Genomic DNA, 18,344 nt, shown 5'->3' with positions numbered 1-18,344 from the left:
CTTGAGATCAAGCGTCGCACCCGGTGGCCGGAGAGGCGAGGAACATCTAGCCGGCCAGCAGCTGTGTCCTCGCCAGGTCGCGGTAGAGCGCGTCGTGGGTCATCAGCTCGGCGTGGCTGCCGACCGCCCGGACGCGGCCCGCCTCCATGACCACGATCCGCTCCGCGGTGGTCACGGTCGACAGCCGGTGGGCGACCACCAGGACGGTCGTGTGCCGGGCGGTGTCGGCGATCGTGTCGCGCAGCGCGGCCTCGTTGGCGGCGTCCAGCTGGGACGTGGCCTCGTCCAGGAGGAGCAGGCCGGGGCGGCGCAGCAGGGCGCGGGCGATCGCCACGCGCTGCCGCTCGCCGCCGGAGAGGCGGCTGCCGCGGTGGCCGACGTCGGTGTCCAGGCCGTCGGGCAGGCGGTGCGTGAGGAGGTCCAGGCGGGCCAGGCGCAGGACGCGGTGGAGTTCCTCGTCGCCGGCTCCGGGGAGGCCCAGGGTGAGGTTGTCGCGCAGGGTGCCGGCGAGGACGGGGACGTCCTGTTCCACGTAGCCGATGGACGCGCGGAGCCGGGTCAGCGGCCAGTGCCGTACGTCTTCGCCGTCCAGGAGCACGCGGCCCGAGTCCTGTTCGTAGAAGCGCTCGATGAGGGAGAAGACCGTGGTCTTGCCCGCGCCGGACGGGCCGACGAACGCGGTCAGTCCGCGGGCGGGGACGGTGAAGGAGACCTCGTGGTGGACGCGGGGCAGCCCGGGGCGGTAGGCGAAGCTCACCCGGTCGAAGGACACGCTGAGGGGCGCTCGCGTGACGTCTTCCGGCGCGTCGCCCTCCTGCTCCTCCGTCTCCAGCTCTTCGGCCTGCGCGATGCGGGCCGCCGCGGCGGCCCCGATCTGGACCTGGCCGACGCCTTCGACCAGTTGCCCGATGCGCGGCGCGAGGGCGAAGAGGTAGAGCAGGAAGGCGACGAGGGTGGAGACGTCCGTCGCGCCGGAGGTGACGCGCGCGCCGCCCACGCCGAGCACCACGAGGAAGCAGACCTGGACGACCACCGCCGACGTCGTCGCCGACACGGCCTCCCAGGCAGCCGCGCGTATCCCGGTGCGCCGGGCGCGTTCGGCCTCCCGGAGCAGCGCCGCCGCCTCGTACCGCTCGGCGCCGGAGGCCTTGACGGTGCGGAAGGCGCCCAGCACCCGCTCCAGCGCCGCCCCGATGCGCCCCACCGCCTCCTGGGTGCCGTGCGTGGCGCGGCCGATCCGCGGGGCCACGACCGCCACGACGACCCCGACGAAGGCGACCACGGCGAGGGTGACGCCCAGCAGGACGGCGTCGAGCAGCCCCATCATGACGACCGTCGCCGCGGTGACCAGGGTGCCGGTGACCGCCGCCGACACCGCCTGGGGTGCGGTCTGGCGCAGCAGCGTCGTGTCGGACGTGACGCGGGCGATGAGGTCGCCCGGTTCGGAGCCCTCCACGACGGGCACGCGCAGTCGCAGGAGGCGGTCGGTCAGCCTGCGCCTGGCGGTGCAGACGAGGGATTCGGCCGACCACTGCAGCACGTAGTACCCGAGCCCGGCGAGGGCCGCTCCGGCCACGACCAGCAGGCTGAGCACGAGCACGGGGCCGGCGGCCGGCGCGCCGTGGCCCATGTCGTCCATCACGCGCTTGGCCGCCAGGGGCTGGGCCAGGCCCATGACGCTGCCGACGAGCCCCAGGGCGACGCCCGCGGCCATGCGCCACCGCTGCGGGCGCAGGTGGCCCAGCAGGGCCCGCTGCCCCCGCCGCGACCGGTCCGGGCCGCTCGAAGGCACGCCGTCCGGCCCGGGGGCGGGAGGGCCGGTCCGGGGCGTGTCCACGGATGGTGCCGCGGTCATCGGTTCACTCCACGGTGAAGAAGCGCTGGAAGTAGTCGGCCGGGGCGCCTTCGCCGACGAGGACCCCTTCGGCCTCGACCCAGGCGTGCGCGGCGAACGGCGGGCGGTTGCGCACGCCGACGCACCAGGTCGGCCAGTGGCCGTACCAGCGGCAGAGCAGCACGGTGGCCAGGGAGCGGGGCAGGCATCCCTTGTGCCCTCCGGCGGCGAGGCTCACGGCGAGCACCGTCCGCCGCGCCGTGCTCGCCTCGGCGAGCGTCGCGGGACGGGCACCGCGCCGCAGCCTCGTGAGGACGGCGCGGATCCGGGCGGGCGGCTGGGTCGCCAGCAGGTGGGCGCAGCCCACGGCCAGCCGGGCCGTGCAGCGCCGGGCCAGGGGGATCGAGCGGGGGTGGTAGGGAATCGCTTCCGGTGTCGACATCGGCGTGCCTCCAGATCGGCAGGGCGTCCTACGGGGTGAGCAGTCCTGCCGCGCTCAGCTCGCTGATGATGCGGCGGACGTCCTCCCCGGCGAGTGCGGCGTCGACGCCGTCGAACCGTGCCGTGAGGAGCTCGGTCGCGCGCTCCGGGCCGTGTCCCTCCAGCACCGTCCGCAGGACGAGGGCGGCCGTCGGGTTGAGCGTCCAGTACTCGGCGCTCTCCTGGTCGAGCAGCGCCATGCCGTACTCGGTCTCGGTCAGCAGGACGCCGGGTTTGAGTGCTGGCACCGGTTCACGCCTTTCGGTCGGCGGCGGGGAGGGGCGTCATCTCCCGCGAGCGCAGCCACACTTCGCAGGCGATGGTGGGGTGGAGCCGGTAGCTCTCGGTCTCCGCGGAGAGGGCACGGCGGCACCAGTCGCGCAGTGCTCTCCCGTCGGCCAGGCCGAGCCGGACCAGCCGGGAGTCCTCGCACAGGGCGAGCAGCGCCCGGCGGTTGCGGCGCAGCCCCGCCTCCTCCTCGAACGTCGCGTTGGCCTTGGTGCTGCGGGTGCGGCCGGCCTCGGGCACGACGCCGCGCATGGCTTCGACGATGAGCGGCTTGTACCGCCAGGGGGTGATGCGCTCCTCGGTGCGGACGGCGAGGGCCGCCTCGATGACGGGGGCGTCGTAGTAGGGCGCGGAGACCGCGATGCCCAGGGGCGCGGACATCTGCCCGATGTGGCGCACCCATTGGGAGATGCCGTCCATGGCGACCAGTTCGCGGTGTTCGCCGCGGTCCCGGCCCCGGGCCCCGGTGGGGGTCCGGCGGGTGCGGATCACTTCCCGTGCCGCGGCGACCGCGTCGGGCGTGGCCCACGGCGGCATCCGGGGTGGAACGGCCCAGTCGAGCAGCGGCTCCTCCGCGGGGGCGGCCGGCCCGTTCAGGTCGCGGGCGAGGCGGTCGAGCCAGGCCCCGTAGGACCTGCGGTCCAGGAGCCGGCGCAGCACCGCCCGCCGGGCCCAGCGGTATTTGGCGGCGTAGCCCCGTATCGCGTGCAGCGCGACGAAGGGGTGGCTGAGCAGCAGCGTGTGCAGCCGGGCGGGCGTGCCGGCCAGGAGTTCGTCGCCGCCCAGGCCGGTGAAGTGGAGGCCGGATCCGCGGGCAGCGGCCCTTTCGATGATGCCCATGCGGCGGTTGCGGTCGACCGTGATGATGCTGGGGGTGTCGAGGACGTCCCGGAGGGTGTCGATGCCGTCGAACGTCATCGCCACGTCGCGGGCGGGTACGACGTGGTGCTCCACGCTCCCCAGCGCCCGGACGGTGCGTTCGGCCCAGTACACGTCGTCGCCGGCCTCGTCGTGGACGGCGGCGGTGTAGGCGACGACCTCGGCTTCGCCGCGGGCCGCCGTGCAGCACACCGCCGTCGAATCCAGGCCGCCCAGGTCGGACGAGACCAGGTCGCGTCCGCGGGTGCGCACGGCGACCGACTCGGCGAGGGCTTCCCTCAAGCGGGCGGCGCCCGCGGCGAGCGGGACGACCGGGTCGGGCGGTGACCACCACCGGGTGGTGCGGGCCCGCCCGGCGGCGTCGAGCGTCAGGCGGTGGCCGCCGGGCACGGGGCGCACGCCCCGCCACAGCGGATCGCCGTGCCACGGGTACGGCACGCCCGAGGCGAGCATTTCGAGGGCGATGCGGGGCTCGTCGAGGCCGGCGCCCACCAGTTCGGCGAGCACGTCGGCCCGGTCGGACGCCACGCTCACCGGTCCGCCGGGCGTCGTGGTCTCGGCGTGGAACACGCGCCGCAGGGTGACGACGCCGCCCTGCACCCGGACCCGGCCGGGGCAGGAGGCGATCAGGTGGAAGCTGCCGGCCCGGCCGGCGAGGCGGTCCAGCTCCGGCGGAGAAGCGGAGCCGGCCGCGGCGGCGGCCGCCCGTTCGGCGTCGGCCGCCGGGACGGCGTGCTCCCCGATCACCACGACCCGCGCGTCGCGGTGCGCGCCCGTCACCGCCGTAGCCGGGTCCCACCGGCCCACGATCCAGGGCCGTCCGGAGGCGTGGAGCAGACGGCGGGTGGCGAAGGAGAGGGCCTTGGCGGCGGGGACGGCCGCCGCGGGGGTGTCGGGCAGGACGACGAACCAGGCGGGCACGGACTGGAGCGACAGGGACTGATCCATGGGGCGCGGCCTTCCGTCGGCGAGGTCCGGGACAGAAAAAGCGGGTGGCGGCCGGAGGCCGCCACCCGCCCTCAGGTCAGAGGACCTGCTTGCCGCCCAGGACGTCCTTCGGGCCGTGGTCCTTGAGGCCCGTCACCTTGCGGAAGCTGCCGGCCTTGGCGAGGGTGGGACGCTCGTACGTCATGACCATTCTCCTTCTTCTGGATGGGGACGATGATGCGTACTACAGGCGCCTGATTGCGGACTCCACTGATTTCCGCAGGAAACCCGAGCGGTGGATCCGCGGCACCCACCGTAAGTACGACAAGCACATCGTCACAACGCCGCAGCTCCAGCTGTGGGGTTACGCCGGGGGCGCTCCTTTCTGCTTCGCCACCAGCACACAACCCCTCACGCCACCTGCGAAAACGGAAAAATCCGTGAGGAGAATCGTTAATCTTTAGGGGGTGGGTCACACCCCCTGCGCCGGTTCCGCCCCGTGCCACACCGTGGTCACGTTGCAGAATTCCTTGATGCCATGGCCCGAGAGCTCGCGTCCGTAACCCGAACGCTTGACTCCGCCGAACGGCAATGCGGGATGCGAGGCGGTCATGCCGTTGAAGAAGACGCCCCCGGCCTCGATGTCCCGCGCGAAACGTTCCTGTTCCGCCGCGTCCGTGGTCCACACGTTCGAACTGAGTCCGAAGGGCGTGTCGTTGGCCAGCTCGACGGCCTCGTCGACGCCGCCCACGCGGTAGACGGTCGCCACGGGGCCGAACGCCTCTTCGCGGTGGATGCGCATGTCGGGGGTGATGCCGGTGAGGACCGTCGGCTCGTAGAACCAGCCCTGCGGCAGGTCCTTCGGCCGCTGCCCGCCGCACAGGGCCGTCGCACCCCGCCGTACGGCGTCGTCCACGAGCTCCTCCAGGTCGGCGCGGCCCTGTTCGCTGGCCAGGGGGCCGACGTCGGTGGTGTCGGCCATGGGGTCCCCGACGGTGAGCCCGGCCATGCGGGCGGTGAAGCGTTCGACGAAGGCGTCGTGGACGTCCGCGTGCACGATGAAGCGCTTGGCGGCGATGCACGACTGGCCGTTGTTCTGGACGCGGGCGGTGACCGCGGTCCGCACGGCGCGTTCGAGGTCGGCCGACGGCATCACCACGAACGGGTCGCTGCCGCCCAGCTCGAGGACGGTCTTCTTTACCTCGTCCCCGGCGATAGCGGCGACCGACCGGCCGGCGGGCTCGCTGCCGGTGAGGGTCGCCGCGGCGACCCTGGGGTCGCGGAGGATGCCTTCGACGGCCCGTGAGCCGATGAGCAGGGTCTGGAAGCAGCCCTCGGGGAAGCCGGCGCGACGGAAGAGGTCGCCCAGGTAGAGCGCGGTCTGCGGCACGTTCGAGGCGTGCTTGAGCAGCCCGGCGTTGCCCGCCATGAGGGCGGGGGCGGCGAAGCGGACGACCTGCCAGAGGGGGAAGTTCCACGGCATGACGGCCAGGACCACGCCCAGCGGCCGGTAGCGGACGCGGGCGAGCGCGGCCCCGGAGTCGGCGACCTCGGCCTGCGCCGGGTGCTCGTCGGCCAGCAGCTCCGCGGCGTGCGCGGCGTACCAGCGCATGGCCTTGACGCACTTGGCCGCCTCCGCGCGGGCGGCGGCCAGCGGCTTGCCCATCTCGGTGGTCATCGTGCGGGCGACGTCCTCCTGGTCCTCCTCCAGGAGGTCCGCGGCCCGGTTGAGCAGGCGGGCCCGTTCGGCGAGGTCCGTGGTGCGGTAGTGCCGGAACGCCGACGCCGCGGCGGCCAGGCGCCGCTCGATCTCCTCGGCTCCCAGTTCCTCGAACGTCCTGAGCGTCTCGCCGTTCGCGGGGTTCACCGTTGCGATGGGCATGGGGTGCCCTCCTCGTGCTCGATGCCTCGGCCTGTGTGCGCCTCTCGGGGACCTGCCCCGTCCGTCCTGTACCACGCCGCGCACGGGTCAACCCGGCGGCGGGGGCCTTTGACCCGTCCGGTGAGGGCCCGCTCAGTGGTACGGGCCTGCCTGTCAGCGGTACGGGCCGGGCGCCGGAGGCGGGCCTCACCCCGTACGGCGGTCCGCGGCGTCGTCCGTGGCGCGCGGCTGGCCGGGCAGCATCCGCACCGCGTCCTGCGCCGCGGCGGCCTCGGCACCGGCCTCCGCCGCGCTCCCCGCCGCCCCCGCCGGGTAGGGGCACGGCAGCAGCCGCGTGCGGTAGAGCCAGGCCACGGCGGACCCCGAGGCCAGCCCGAAGAGGAGGCAGGACACCCACGGCAGCCAGGCCCGCCCGGTCCGCTCGCCGACGTCCATCACCCAGCCGATCACGGCGTTCCCGCCGGCCGCCGTCGTCCCGGACAGCACGTAGAACAGGCCGAAGTACGTACCGGTCAGCCGCTCGCTGCCGAACCGCGGGATCAGCCCCAGGACCGGCGGGTAGGCGACCATGCCGCCGAGGTACAGCAGCAGCGAGGCGGAGATCATGACGAGGAGCCGCGGCACCACGTCCCCGGCGCCCCTCGGCGGCGACGCGTCGCACACGAGCAGCGGCGGTACGAAGCCGAGCCCTATGACGGCGATGCCGGCCCCCACCCAGCGCATGCCGCCCCCGCGCTGCTCCAGGCTCCGGGTGATCCGGAACTGGAACAGCAGGTTGGCGACCGCTCCGGCGCTCAGCAGCACGGCCTCGGCCCCGGCCCAGCCCGACGCCTGCTGCGCGCCGTCGGGCAGCAGCATGTACAGCTGGTTCTCCATGATGAACATGCCGGTGGTGGCGAAGGCGAAGCACAGGAAGCGGCGGTTGCCGAGCACCTCCCGCAGCTCCCGCACGATGGGCTCGTGGCCGGCGGCGACCTCGCGCGCCGGGAGCGCGAACGCCTGGGCGACGGTCAGCACGGCGAAGAGCCCGGCCGCCGTGAGGGCGCAGATCCGGAAGTCGGTCAGGTAGAGCACGCTGCCGGCGAGCAGCCCGACGAGCGAGCCGATCGTGGCGAAGACGTTGAGCAGGGCGAACGCCTCGGCCTTGCGCTCGCCCGACTCGTGCGAGACGTAGGAGCGCACGGCCGGGTAGAAGAGCGCGGCGGCGAGCCCGCTGATTCCGGAGGCGGCGAGCAGCAGGGGCAGCGAGTTGCCGAACGAGAAGAGAGTGAAGCCCACGGTCCGCAGGGCGCATCCGGTGATGATGACGACGCGGGGGCCGAGCCGGTCGGCCGCGGTGCCGCCGATGATGTACATGCCCTGCTGGCTGAGGTTGCGCACTCCGAGGACCAGTCCGACGACGGCCGCGGACATTCCGAGATCATGCCCGATATACGTCGCCAGAAACGGAATCAGCAGATAGAAACCGGCATCGATGCCGCACTGGTTGATGAATAGCAATCGCAATGCGAGAGGGCACTCGCGGACCGCCCGAAGAGTTCTCATGCGCGTCCCTGCAGTCAGCCCGAGCGAGGGGACATCTTGGGCCCCGGCCCCGGTCAGGGGCCGGGGTTCCCCGGCGATTGGGTCGACTCCGCCCCGCAGCTCCCGGCCGCGCTCGGAAGGGTACTCAGCGGATACGTTAGCAAAGCCGACGTCTTATCAACAGGGTGATATTCCGGGCATGGGCGGCTCCTGGAGTAAACCGGCACAAGGGAATTGCGCCCCGGCTCTCTCTTCGAGAGCTGGAACTCGCGTGCCCCGTTATTGCGTTCACGCGGCGGCGCGGCTGTGATGCGGTGTGATGTGATGCGGCCGGCTGCCGGGTCGCCGGCCGGGCGGCGCCGAGGGGCCGGACGGCGTTCCCCCGGAAGGGTGAAAACCGCGACTGAATTCCCGTCACCAGAACACGGATTCTCCGCCGAATCCATTCTTCAGACCACCGCCCGCCCGAAGATGCCGAAAGGCCCGCGGGCCACGGGCGACTTCGCGACGATGGCCGTATGAACGACCGGAACTTCTTGGAGCGCACCAAGCAGTTCGCGCTCTACCTGGCCGAGCTCCAGACGGTCCTCGACCCGGAGTCCTACGCGTTACTGCTGCGGATCCTCAAGGGCTTCAACGAGGCGATCGTGCACCGGGAGAGCGGGATCGACATTCCCTTCTCGCCACGCGAAAAGGAGTTGCTCACACCTGAGTTCGGCCGGGTGCTCACCAGGCTCGCCGGCTTCCTCGGGCCGCACGGCATGCACGTCGTCGTCGGCACCCACGGCTCTCCCCCTCCGGCCGCCGAGCACGACCGCAGCGAGGTCGACGCCATCGCCCGGGCGAGCGGCATGAGCCCGTAGCGGCCCCGCGCATCGTCTACAGTCGCGACCACCTCCGCAGTCTTCCTGCCCGTAGTCACAGTTCCCTCCCGTAGCCACCCTTCCCGCGGTCCCCCGCGTACGCCGTCGCATCAGGAGGCCACGCCTCGTGCCTGCTCAGTCCGCCGCCGCCCTGGCGGTCAATCCGCTCGACGCCTCCTCACTGCTGTCCGCCTTCGGCGCGCTCGGCATCGCCGCGGTGATGTTCGCCGAGACCGGCCTGCTGATCGGCTTCTTCCTGCCGGGCGACTCCCTGCTGTTCACCGCCGGCCTGCTGGCCCGCAGCGGGGCCCACTCCGGGCCGCACCTGGACCTCGTACAGGTCCTGGCCGCGTCCGTGACCGGCGCGCTGGCCGGCGCCCAGGTCGGCTACGTCCTCGGGCGGCGCGGGGGGCGGGCGCTGCTGACCCGCTCCCGCAGCCGCAAGCTGCACGAGGGCGCCGAGCGCGCCGAGGAACTGCTCGGCCGCTACGGGCACGCCCGCGCCATCGTGCTGGCCCGCTTCGTCCCGGTGGTGCGCACGGTCCTCAACCCCCTCGCCGGGGCCCTGGGCGTCGCCCCGCGCACCTTCGCGCTCTGGCAGGTGGCCGGCGGCCTGGTGTGGACGGTGGGCCTCGTCCTCGCCGGCTACGGGCTGGGCTCTGCCGTGCCGAACGTGGACCGCTATCTGCTGCCCGTCGTGGGCACCGTCGTCGCCCTGTCCCTGCTGCCGGTCGCCCTCGAAGTGCTGCGCGGCCGCAAGCGCCGCACCGCGGCCGTCACGCCGGAGACGCGTCCCGATGGGCCTCACCCCGCGGGGCCCCGTTCTCCGGAAGGCCGCCCTGCTCCCGCGCCCAGCGCCGGGCAAGAGCCGTGAAGGCCCGTGCTGCCGCGCTCTGGTAGGCGGCCTCGCGGCGCAGCAGCGTGACGGTGCGCGAGGGCAGCGGCGGATCGACCGGTACGGGGTGCAGGTGCGCCGGCCCGCGCGTGATGGCGTCGGGCAGCACGGTGGCGAGCGCGCCCCGGCCGACGATCTCGGTGAGGGCGTTGATGGAGTTGGCCTCCACGGCGATGCGCGGCGTGATGCCGTGCCCCGCGAAGTAGTCGTCGATGTGACGGCGCGTCGCGAAGTCGCCGCTGAGCAGGGCGAGCGGCTGGGCGGCCAGTTCCGCGGCCGGCAGCGCGGTGGTGCGGCCTGCGCAGGCGTGGCCGGCCCCGACGACGAGGCCGAGCGTCTCGGTGAACAGGCCGGTGCCGGCGATCCCCGGCAGGTGTGTACCGCTGAAGGCGATGCCCAGGTCCAGTTCGTCGGCCAGGAGGGCGGATTCGATGCGGTCCTGCGGCAGCTCGCGCAGGTCGATGTCGATCCCGGCGTGCCGGGCGTGGAAGTCCGCCACGAGCGGCCCGACCAGGTACGCGGTGAAGGTGGGCGTCACGGCCAGCCGCAGGGTCCCGCGCGAGAGGTCCTGCACGTCCAGCACGGCGCGCTCCGCCGCCGCGAGGTCTTGCAGGGCGCGCCGGGCGTGGCGCGCGTACACCTCGCCCGCGTCGGTGAGGCGCACGGTGCGCCCGGACCGGTCGAGCAGCTGAACGCGCACGGACCGCTCCAGCTGCTTGATCTGCTGCGACAGCGTCGGCTGCGAGATGTGCAGGGCCTCCGCGGCGCGGGTGAAGTTCGCGTGCTCGGCGACGGCGAGCAGATAGCGGAGGTGGCGCAGTTCCATGCGGGCAACTATAGGCAGCCATAGACCGCGTCGATGGCTGCCGGGGGATGCGTCCGCAGCCGCCTATGTACGCGGCCGGCGGTCAGCTCTGCCCGATGCCCTCGAACCAGGTGGCGCCGCCCTCCACGGCCTGCTTGATGCGCCGGACCGCGAACTCCTGCAGCGGCGGCAGGGCGTCCGGCTCGAACCAGCCGACTTCCAGGGACTCGTCGTCGTTGACGCGCGCCTCGCCGCCCACGGCCCGGCACAGGAAGCAGACGTCCATGTACTGGCACTGGTCGCCGTTGGGGTAGGTGACGGGGGCCAGCGCCTCGACCACCAGGACGCTCTCCGCCACGCAGTGGACGGCGGTCTCCTCGTACACCTCGCGCACGATGGCGGAGGCGGGCTGCTCTCCGGGATCAGGGATGCCGCCGATGATCGCCCACTCGCCGCTGTCCGAGCGGCGGCCGAGCAGCACGCGGCCCTCGGCGTCGAGGACGACGGCGCTCACGCCGGGGATCCACAGGAGCTGCTGGCCCGCGATCGCGCGGAGGTCTCGGATGAAATCGGGGGTGGGCATGGCAGGAGCCTAGTGGTCCGGGAGGGGCCGGCGTTCACCCAGGTGGCGGCAGGGGCGGTGGGAAAGGCCCAGGTCAGGCCGGGGCCTTGCGGCCGGGGGCGAGCCGCAGCGCCCGGCGGATCACCCGTACGGCGGATTCCGCGTCGTCGACGGTGACCGTGAACGTGCGGCCGTCGCCGAGGCGGAGCACGAAGCCCTCGCCGCGGCGCACGACGACGGCGGTGCCCTTCTCGGGCCGCCACCGGTAGCCCCAGCCGCCCCACTGGCGCGGCGTGACGCGCGGGGCGAAGTCGGCGTCGACCACGTGGGACAGCGGGATGCGGGTGCGCGGCACGCCGATGTGCCCGCAGCGCACCTCCAGCGCCTCCATGTCGACCCGTACGGCCACGTGGACGAACGCGAGGGTGCCGTAGAGCATCAGCAGCCCGGCCGCGACGCAGCCGACGACCGCCATGACGAGAGGGGCCAGACCTGAGGTCCATGCGCTGTCGACGGCAAGTTCGACGCCGAGTGCCAGACAGGCGGCGCCGGCCGCGGCAAGCAGCCACTGGACGCGGTTGGTCGCGCGACCGGTCCAGACGGCGAGGTCCGCGGCGCCGTCGGCCGGGGAAGGGGGTCCGGCCGCGCCCGTGTTCTCGTCGTCCTCGTGGCCCTGCGGGCCCTTGGAGTGGTCCCTCATACCAGGCAGCCTACTCACCTTCCGCCACCATGGCAGGGGTGATGCACGGACCCGCACCGGAACGGGTGGCCGGAAAGGACCGGCTGCCGCCTCAGGGGCGTACGGCGGCGGCCTCGACGAGGGAGCGGCCCTCGGGGTAGGTCAGGGAGGCCGGGTCGATGCTGCCCTCGCGGCCACTGAGCAGCACCGTCAGGCGCCCGGACGGGGCGGCGTCCGGGGCGGGAGCGGCGCCGATGCGGCGCAGCGTCTGTGCGGCGACGGCCTCCGCGGAGCCGTACAGGGTCAGGCGCGGCACCGCCGGCGACAGCAGGGGCTGGACCGCCGCGCGGATACGCTCCGCGACGAGCTCGTAATGGGTGCAGCCCAGGACGACGCTCCTTACATTGCGGGGCGTGAGGGCGGCCGCGGCGGCGACCGCGGCGTTCACGGCCGCGGAGTCGGCGTACTGGACGGCGTCGGCGAGGCCGGGGCAGGGCACCTCCGTGACCTCGACGCCGGCCGCGAAGTCGCGGATCAGGCCGCGCTGGTACGGGCTGCCGGTGGTGCCCGGCGTGGCCCAGATGGCGACGGGACTGCCCGCGGCCGCGGCGGGCTTGATGGCGGGCACGGTGCCGATCACCGGGACGGCCGGTTCCAGCTCCGCCCTGATCGCCGCGAGCGCGTGCACGGACGCCGTGTTGCAGGCGACGATCAGCGCGTCGGGGGCGAGGGCGGCCGCGGACCGGGCGCAGTCCAGGGCGTGCGCGATGATGTCCTCGGGCGTGCGGGGACCCCACGGCATGCCGTCGGGGTCGGAGGAGAGGACCAGATCCGCGTCCGGTCGCAGCCGTTGCACGGCGGCGGCCGCCGCGAGCAGCCCGTTGCCGGAGTCCATGAGCGCGATCTTCACCCGGTCACTCTAATGGATGGGCGGAAACGGCGGCCCGGGCGGGCGGGCGCGTTCGCTCCGCTTCTTGTGAAGACCCCGACTTCTTGTGAAGACGCCGATCAGCCGCTTCTTGCCAAGTCCCCCGATCAGCCGCCCTTCGTGCGGCAGACTGCGACGGGTGAGCGCGCTGACTTGGATCACTGCCGGTTCCCTGGCCGCGTGGCTGTGGCTGCTGCTGTGCCAGGGCTTCTTCTGGCGTACGGACGTGCGACTGCCCGAGCGCACGCCGCCCGTGGTGTGGCCGCCGGTGGCGATCGTCGTCCCGGCCCGCGACGAGGCGGAGGTGCTGCCGTCGAGCCTGCCGTCCCTGCTCGCCCAGGACTACCCGGGGCGGGCGGAGGTGTTCCTCGTGGACGACGGGAGCTCCGACGGCACCGGGGAGCTGGCCCGGGCCCTGGCGGCCGAGCGCGGCGGGCTGCCGCTGACCGTCAGCTCCCCCGGCGAGCCCGGGCCGGGCTGGACGGGCAAGCTGTGGGCCGTGCGGCACGGCATGGCGCTCGCCCGGGCCCGCACCGACGCCACGTACCTGCTGCTCACCGACGCCGACATCGCCCACGCGCCGGACAGCCTGCGCGAGCTCGTCGCGGCGGCGGAGTCGGGCGGCCTGGACCTCGTGTCGCAGATGGCCCGGCTGCGCGTGGCCACCCTGTGGGAGCGGCTGATCGTCCCCGCCTTCGTCTACTTCTTCGCGCAGCTGTACCCGTTCCGCCGGATCAACCGGCCGGGCGCGCGGACCACGGCCGCCGCGGGCGGCTGCGTCCTCCTGCGGAGCGACGCCGCCGAGCGGGCGGGCGTCCCCGACAGCATCCGGCAGGCCGTGATCGACGACGTGACGCTCTCCCGGGCGGTGCGGCGCACGGGCGGCCGGATCTGGCTGGGTCTCGCGGACCGGGTGGACAGCGTCCGGCCATATCCGGGCCTGGGCGAGCTGTGGCGGATGGTGTCGCGCAGCGCGTACGCCCAGCTCCGCCACAACCCGCTGCTCCTGGCCGGGACGGTCGCCGGGCTGGCGGTGGTCTACCTGGCGCCGCCGGTCGCCGTGGTGGCGGGCGCCCTGACCGGCGGGACCGCCGCTCTGGCCGCCGGGGCCGCCGCCTGGGCGGTGATGACCGGGACGTACGTGCCGATGCTGCGCTACTACCGGCAGCCGCTCCTCCTGGCTCCGCTGCTGCCGTTCACCGCGCTGCTCTACCTGCTGATGACCGTGGACTCGGCGGTCCAGCACTACCGGGGCCGGGGCGCGGCCTGGAAGGGGCGGACGTACGCCCGCCCCGAGGCCGCGCCCTGAACGGCCCAGCCGGTCACTTGCGGCCCGGCGTCCAGTTCATGCCCCAGCCGTAGGCGCGGTCGAGGGTGCGCTGCGGGCTGACGCCGCGGTCGGGCACGAGGTAGCGGGCCTCGCGCTGGACGACGAGGTCGCCGCCGTTGTTGGTGATGAGGGCCAGCGCGCAGACGTTGGAGAGCACGGTGCACTCGTCGAGCGAGAAGTCGACGGGCGCGCCGTGCTGCGGCTGCAGCGTGACCGTGGCGTGGAGGCCGGCGAAGCTCCGGGCGCCCTCGTAGATCGTCACGAAGACGAGGATGCGCCGGAAGTCGTTGATGTGGTCCAGGTTGACCGTGAGGTTCTCGCCGGCCGCGACCGCGCCCGTGCGGTCGTCGCCGTCGAGGTGGATGAACGGCGGCCGGTTCAGGGAGCCGAAGGAGTTGCCCAGGGCCTGCACCACGCCCTTGGTGCCGTCGCGCAGCTCGAAGAGGCAGCCGAGGTCGAGGTCCAGGTCGGAGTGCATGGCCATGGCCTTGCCGAACTTGGCGCCCCAGCCCTTGAACGACTTGCGCACCTCCCAGTTGAGGTTGACGCGCAGCGCCCCGGACGTGCCGCCCTGCTTGGTGAGGGAGACGGTGGGCGACTCCTTGGTGAGCGTGACCTTCGTCAAGCGCACGGGCTGGGGCGCGGGCGGCGCGGCGGGCGGGGGCGGGGCGACCGGCTGCACGGGCGGGGCCGCGGGGGCCTGGGCGGGCGGGGCCGGTATGGCGGCCGGGGCGGGGGCGGCGGGCGCGGCCGGGACGGAGGCCGGCTGCGGTTCGTCCACGGTGATGCCGAAGTCGGTCGCCAGGCCCTCCAGGCCGCTGCTGTAGCCCTGGCCCACCGCCCGGAACTTCCACTCGCCCTGACGGCGGTAGAGCTCGCCGAGGACGAACGCGGTCTCTACGGTGGCGTCCGTGCTGTCGTAGCGCGCGAGCTCCGCGCCGCCGGCCGCGTCGGTGACGCGGATGTACAGCCCCGGCACCTGGCCGAAGCTCCCGCCGTCGGCCGAGGCCGCCAGCACGACGGTCTCGACGGACGGCTCGACCGCGGAAAGGTCCACGGTGAGGGCGTCGGTCGTCGTGCCGGCGCCGGACGGCCGCTTCCCCTCGTGGCGGACCGCGCCCGAGGGGTGCACGGCCTGGTTGTAGAAGACGAAATCCGCGTCCGAGCGGACTCTGCCGCCGGCGAGCAGCAGGGCGGAGGCGTCGACGTCCGGCACCCCGGGGGCCGTGTTCCAGCCCAGCTCGACCCGCACCGCCGGCGCCGGAATCCGGACGTTGGCACCCTTCAGCATCCCCATGCTCCACCCCTAATGGACGGTCTCTTGCTTGCGGGGACAACGTATCGCGACTGTTGTTTGTCCCTGCTTGGCATGGATTGGGGAAGCCCGGGCCTTGTGTCGGTTACGAACCGCCCGTGACCTTAGGCGGCTCCACGGCCGGGGGCGGGGCGTGGGTGTCCGGCGGGGGCGGCTTGGGCTTGGCCGCCGTGGGGGCCACGGGGTGGCCCTCGGTGGGAGGCACGGGTTTCGCGCCTGTGGGGATCACCGGCTTCACGGGCTTTTCCGTGACCGGCTTCTCCGTAGCCGGCTTCTCGGTGACCGGCCTTTCCGTGACCGGCTTGTGTGTGGCCGGCTTCTCCGTGACCGGCGGTGCGACGGACCGGGTCGCCGTGGGCTTGGGGGCCTGCGTGCTCGCCCGGGGCGGGGTGGTGTGCGGGGTGCCGGGCGCGGTGCTGCCGTGCGGCGGCTTGGACGACACGCCCGGCCGCGACGGCACGGGGGGCTCCGTAGACGGCCGCAGGCCCTGGGCCGAGGAGCGGCCCGACGGCTGGCCGGAACCGCTGGAGGACGATCCCGCTCCGGAGGAGCCGGACGCCGACGAGCCGGATCCGGACGAGCCTGACCCGGAGGAACCGGCCGACGGTTCCGAGGACTTGTCCTTCGGCGGCTTCGAGGACGGCTCACCGCCGCCGGGGCCCGAGGAGCCCGTACCCGCGGAGCCTGAGGAACCCGGAGAGCCCGGAGGAGTCTTCGGCGGATCCCAGTGGAAGGGCTTGCTGTCCTTGCTCCCGTCACTGCCCACGCCGCGGTCGAACGCCTTGTCCCCCTGGAACGGGTCGACAAGGGGAATCTGTTTGACGGGACCCTGTTCCTTCGTACGGGGCTTGATGACGGTCACCTCCGTGGCGGTGAACGTCTCCCAGCGGGTGCCCGTGTAACTCGCCGCCTTCGTGTCGATGTTGCGGTCCGGCTCCAGGAGCGGGTTGCCGCAGTTGCATTTGACGGCGGGCCCCGTGTAGTTGTCCACGAGGACGAGCACGCCCTTCTGGATCACCGACAGGTACTCGCTGGCCTCGCCGTCGCGGAAGTCGTGGTTCTTGACGAGCGTGTCGAACTCCAGGTACGTCTCGGTGAGGTTGTTGATGTACTCGCCGATCCTGCCCTCGTCGATGTTCTTCACCGCGGCCCACGCCCTGGCCTTCTCGGGGTCGTCGGTGAGCTGCTTGATCAGTGAGGCCTTGTCGCAGCGCGTGGCGCCCTGGACCCCTCCGAACGCGCCCCGGGCGTCCCCCGCCCGCTGCCCGCCGCCGCGCGTGGCGGAGCTGACGCCGCGGAGGTCGGTGTCCGGGTGCTCCACGAAGGGGAACGCCCCGCTCTCCCCCACGGCCTCCAGGACGAGTTGCACGGATTTGCTGCCGGACGACCCGCACCCGGCGAGGGCCGCGCCGCCGATCAGCGCGGGCGCGGTGAGGAGCGCGACGACCCGGAGCCGGCGGCGCCGCGCGGAGGTTTTCTGCTGCATGTCCCGGAAGGGATCGGTCACCAGCCGCATCTTCATCCCCCGATAGCTGGTCAGTTCTTTCCTTCGGCGTCTTCTCTCAAGGCGTTGCTTGTTTCAGTACGTTGCGCATTTCGTCACCCAGCCGCCGTTGCACGTGCCCGGGTTCTTGGTCGGTCCGGTCGTGGGGTAGGTGGGGGCGGTGGGATCGTCCGTGGCGTGCCCGGACGGCCCGGGCGGGGAGGGGCTGGGTTCCTCCGAGCTCCGGGGGCTGCCGGATTCGTCCGGCTGCTGGGATTCGTCCGGCTGCACGGTGCCCGTGGAGCCCCCGTCCGGATGCTGCCCGCCGTCCCCGTTCCCTCCTGCCGACAGCACCCCCGCGACGGTGCCGCCCGCGATGAGGAGCAGCGCCAGCAGCGGTCCCAGGTAGACGGGCCAGCCTCGGCGCCGCGGCGGCGTGGTGCCCGGGGCCGGGCTCGGGCTCGGCGGCGGGTAGGCGGGCTGCACCGCCCCTTGGGCCGCCACCGGATACCCGTAGGCCTGTCCGGCCGGCGGATATCCGTAGGCCCGTCCGGGCGGCCCGGCGGGGCTCCCGGCCGCGCCGGACCTGCTCGTCGGCGCCCCGGGCAGTCCACCAGGCGGTCCGGACGGCCCACTCGGTGAGGGCAAGGAGGTCGGCGGGGTGGGTGCGGACAGCGCGGTGGGCACGTATCCGCCGGGCTCGGGCCTGCCCCAGTCGGGCTGGGTGAGCATCTGGCCGGCGGCGACGGCGTCCAGCAGGCGCTGTGCCTCGGTCGAGCCCATGCGGGTCTGCGGGTCCTTGCGCAGGAGTCCTTCGAGGAGCGGGGTGAGCGGCCCGGCGCGGCGCGGCGTGGGCGGGTCGTCCTGGACGACGGCTTGCAGCGTGCTGAGCGCCGAGGTGCGGCGGAAGGGCGAGACGCCTTCGACAGCCGAGTAGAGCGTGGCGCCCAGGGACCACAGGTCGGAGGGGGTGCCGGGCCGTTCGCCGAGGGCGCGCTCGGGCGCCAGGTAGTCGGGCGAGCCGACGAGGTCTCCGGTGCGGGTGAGGGTGCCGGACCCCTCCACCAGGGCGATGCCGAAGTCGGTCAGGACGACGCGGCCGCCGGGCTCCAGCAGGACGTTGGCGGGCTTGACGTCGCGGTGCAGGACGCCGCAGGAGTGCGCGCTGCGCAGCGCCTGGAGCACCATCGAGCCGACCTTGGCGGCCTCCTTGGGGCTGAGCACGCCTTCGTGCTGGAGGATCTCGGCGAGCGACCGGCCGCGGACGAACTCCATGACGATCCAGGGCCGGCCCTCCTGCTCGACCACGTCGTGGACCGTGATGACGTTGGGGTGGCTGATGCGGGCGGCGGCGCGGGCCTCCTGCTTCAGGCGCGCGTAGAGGGTGCGGACGTCCTGCTCGCGCATGTGGTCGGGGGCCCGGACCTCCTTGGCGGCGACCTCCCGGTCGAGGAGCTCGTCGACGGCGCGCCAGACCACGCCCATGCCGCCGCTGCCCAGCTGGTCGATGAGCCGGTACCGGCCGGCCAGTAACGGGTGCCGCTGCTGCTCGCCGTCCACGTTCGTGCGCCCCCTTCCCCGTACGCGCTACGCCCCGGGCCGTGCGCGTTTTCGGGCCACACCGGCTGGGACGAGCCGGGTCCGTGCGGCGTTCCCGGTTCCGCTGCCGT

General features: G+C 73.5%; 18 protein-coding genes. 4 read left to right on the top strand and 14 right to left on the bottom strand.

Annotation, left to right across the window (positions count from 1 at the left end):
• Positions 1-46: 46 nt before the first annotated feature.
• From PS271_RS26960 to PS271_RS26940, 5 genes are all read right to left on the bottom strand, one after another.
• Positions 47-1,855, bottom strand: a complete 1,809-nt coding sequence (locus PS271_RS26960) for an ABC transporter transmembrane domain-containing protein (RefSeq protein ID WP_398385381.1) — start codon at positions 1,853-1,855, stop codon at positions 47-49.
• Positions 1,856-1,859: 4 nt separating this feature from the next.
• Entirely contained in the window at positions 1,860-2,276 is a 417-nt protein-coding gene (locus tag PS271_RS26955; protein ID WP_398385379.1) for a lasso peptide biosynthesis B2 protein, read from the bottom strand.
• A gap of 28 nt (positions 2,277-2,304) precedes the next feature.
• Positions 2,305-2,562: a lasso peptide biosynthesis PqqD family chaperone gene (locus tag PS271_RS26950; RefSeq protein ID WP_398385377.1), complete on the bottom strand. Its 258-nt coding sequence runs from the start codon at positions 2,560-2,562 to the stop codon at positions 2,305-2,307.
• Between the two features lie 4 nt (positions 2,563-2,566).
• A complete protein-coding gene (locus tag PS271_RS26945) occupies positions 2,567-4,429 on the bottom strand; it encodes a lasso peptide isopeptide bond-forming cyclase (protein ID WP_398385375.1) in 1,863 nt (620 codons plus the stop codon).
• Between the two features lie 76 nt (positions 4,430-4,505).
• Positions 4,506-4,613, bottom strand: a complete 108-nt coding sequence (locus tag PS271_RS26940) for a keywimysin-related RiPP (RefSeq protein ID WP_157848734.1) — start codon at positions 4,611-4,613, stop codon at positions 4,506-4,508.
• Here PS271_RS26940 and PS271_RS26935 point away from each other — a divergent pair.
• Positions 4,612-4,872 carry a hypothetical protein gene (locus PS271_RS26935; RefSeq protein WP_398385374.1) on the top strand — a complete coding sequence of 87 codons (261 nt, stop codon included), beginning with the start codon at positions 4,612-4,614 and terminating at the stop codon, positions 4,870-4,872. The genes PS271_RS26940 and PS271_RS26935 overlap by 2 nt on opposite strands.
• Before the next feature lie 8 nt (positions 4,873-4,880).
• Here PS271_RS26935 and PS271_RS26930 read toward each other — a convergent pair whose 3' ends face one another.
• Together PS271_RS26930 and PS271_RS26925 are read right to left on the bottom strand one after the other, a co-directional pair.
• On the bottom strand, positions 4,881-6,290 hold the full coding sequence (locus PS271_RS26930; protein ID WP_398385372.1) for an NADP-dependent succinic semialdehyde dehydrogenase: 1,410 nt from the start codon (positions 6,288-6,290) through the stop codon (positions 4,881-4,883).
• Positions 6,291-6,476: 186 nt separating this feature from the next.
• On the bottom strand, positions 6,477-7,835 hold the full coding sequence (locus PS271_RS26925; protein WP_398385370.1) for an MFS transporter: 1,359 nt from the start codon (positions 7,833-7,835) through the stop codon (positions 6,477-6,479).
• A gap of 497 nt (positions 7,836-8,332) precedes the next feature.
• On the opposite strand from PS271_RS26925, the gene PS271_RS26920 reads away from it, so the two are divergent.
• Positions 8,333-8,677, top strand: a complete 345-nt coding sequence (locus tag PS271_RS26920; protein ID WP_398385368.1) for a hypothetical protein — start codon at positions 8,333-8,335, stop codon at positions 8,675-8,677.
• Between the two features lie 127 nt (positions 8,678-8,804).
• Entirely contained in the window at positions 8,805-9,551 is a 747-nt protein-coding gene (locus PS271_RS26915) for a DedA family protein (protein ID WP_398385366.1), read from the top strand.
• On the opposite strand, the gene cynR is transcribed toward PS271_RS26915, so the two are convergent.
• The 4 genes from cynR to PS271_RS26895 all read right to left on the bottom strand — a co-directional run bounded on the left by cynR (position 9,454) and on the right by PS271_RS26895 (position 12,528).
• Positions 9,454-10,398, bottom strand: coding sequence for a transcriptional regulator CynR (cynR, locus tag PS271_RS26910; protein WP_398385364.1), 945 nt, complete (start codon positions 10,396-10,398; stop codon positions 9,454-9,456). The genes PS271_RS26915 and cynR overlap by 98 nt on opposite strands.
• Before the next feature lie 82 nt (positions 10,399-10,480).
• Positions 10,481-10,960 (bottom strand): NUDIX hydrolase, encoded by a 480-nt coding sequence (locus PS271_RS26905; RefSeq protein ID WP_398385362.1) that lies wholly within the window; start codon positions 10,958-10,960, stop codon positions 10,481-10,483.
• 73 nt (positions 10,961-11,033) lie between these two features.
• The gene (locus PS271_RS26900; RefSeq protein ID WP_199739459.1) at positions 11,034-11,639 is read right to left on the bottom strand and encodes a hypothetical protein; all 606 of its coding nucleotides are present in this window, start codon (positions 11,637-11,639) and stop codon (positions 11,034-11,036) included.
• Between the two features lie 91 nt (positions 11,640-11,730).
• Positions 11,731-12,528: a glutamate racemase gene (locus PS271_RS26895; protein ID WP_398385360.1), complete on the bottom strand. Its 798-nt coding sequence runs from the start codon at positions 12,526-12,528 to the stop codon at positions 11,731-11,733.
• 157 nt (positions 12,529-12,685) lie between these two features.
• Between PS271_RS26895 and PS271_RS26890 the strand changes: the two genes are divergently transcribed.
• Complete coding sequence (locus tag PS271_RS26890; RefSeq protein ID WP_398385358.1) at positions 12,686-13,855, top strand: glycosyltransferase; 1,170 nt, start codon at positions 12,686-12,688, stop codon at positions 13,853-13,855.
• Positions 13,856-13,868: 13 nt separating this feature from the next.
• Here PS271_RS26890 and PS271_RS26885 read toward each other — a convergent pair whose 3' ends face one another.
• The 3 genes from PS271_RS26885 to PS271_RS26875 all read right to left on the bottom strand — a co-directional run bounded on the left by PS271_RS26885 (position 13,869) and on the right by PS271_RS26875 (position 18,234).
• Positions 13,869-15,173: a TerD family protein gene (locus tag PS271_RS26885; RefSeq protein ID WP_398385356.1), complete on the bottom strand. Its 1,305-nt coding sequence runs from the start codon at positions 15,171-15,173 to the stop codon at positions 13,869-13,871.
• 103 nt (positions 15,174-15,276) lie between these two features.
• Positions 15,277-16,698, bottom strand: a complete 1,422-nt coding sequence (locus PS271_RS26880; protein ID WP_398385355.1) for a DUF6777 domain-containing protein — start codon at positions 16,696-16,698, stop codon at positions 15,277-15,279.
• 72 nt (positions 16,699-16,770) lie between these two features.
• Positions 16,771-18,234 (bottom strand): serine/threonine-protein kinase, encoded by a 1,464-nt coding sequence (locus PS271_RS26875; RefSeq protein ID WP_398385353.1) that lies wholly within the window; start codon positions 18,232-18,234, stop codon positions 16,771-16,773.
• Positions 18,235-18,344 lie beyond the last annotated feature (110 nt).

The organism is Streptomyces sp. SCA2-17 (assembly GCF_044336695.1).
This window is presented reverse-complemented; position numbering and strand designations above follow the sequence as displayed.

What these genes read in the sequence shown, in the direction of transcription:
- PS271_RS26945 (WP_398385375.1), bottom strand. Translation starts at nt 4,429, where the DNA reads ATGGATCAGTCCCTGTCGCTCCAGTCCGTGCCCGCCTGGTTCGTCGTC.
- PS271_RS26900 (WP_199739459.1), bottom strand. Translation starts at nt 11,639, where the DNA reads ATGAGGGACCACTCCAAGGGCCCGCAGGGCCACGAGGACGACGAGAAC.
- cynR (WP_398385364.1), bottom strand. Translation starts at nt 10,398, where the DNA reads ATGGAACTGCGCCACCTCCGCTATCTGCTCGCCGTCGCCGAGCACGCG.
- PS271_RS26930 (WP_398385372.1), bottom strand. Translation starts at nt 6,290, where the DNA reads ATGCCCATCGCAACGGTGAACCCCGCGAACGGCGAGACGCTCAGGACG.
- PS271_RS26925 (WP_398385370.1), bottom strand. Translation starts at nt 7,835, where the DNA reads ATGAGAACTCTTCGGGCGGTCCGCGAGTGCCCTCTCGCATTGCGATTG.
- PS271_RS26955 (WP_398385379.1), bottom strand. Translation starts at nt 2,276, where the DNA reads ATGTCGACACCGGAAGCGATTCCCTACCACCCCCGCTCGATCCCCCTG.
- PS271_RS26905 (WP_398385362.1), bottom strand. Translation starts at nt 10,960, where the DNA reads ATGCCCACCCCCGATTTCATCCGAGACCTCCGCGCGATCGCGGGCCAG.
- PS271_RS26935 (WP_398385374.1), top strand. Translation starts at nt 4,612, where the DNA reads ATGACCATTCTCCTTCTTCTGGATGGGGACGATGATGCGTACTACAGG.
- PS271_RS26940 (WP_157848734.1), bottom strand. Translation starts at nt 4,613, where the DNA reads ATGACGTACGAGCGTCCCACCCTCGCCAAGGCCGGCAGCTTCCGCAAG.
- PS271_RS26960 (WP_398385381.1), bottom strand. Translation starts at nt 1,855, where the DNA reads ATGACCGCGGCACCATCCGTGGACACGCCCCGGACCGGCCCTCCCGCC.
- PS271_RS26885 (WP_398385356.1), bottom strand. Translation starts at nt 15,173, where the DNA reads ATGGGGATGCTGAAGGGTGCCAACGTCCGGATTCCGGCGCCGGCGGTG.
- PS271_RS26920 (WP_398385368.1), top strand. Translation starts at nt 8,333, where the DNA reads ATGAACGACCGGAACTTCTTGGAGCGCACCAAGCAGTTCGCGCTCTAC.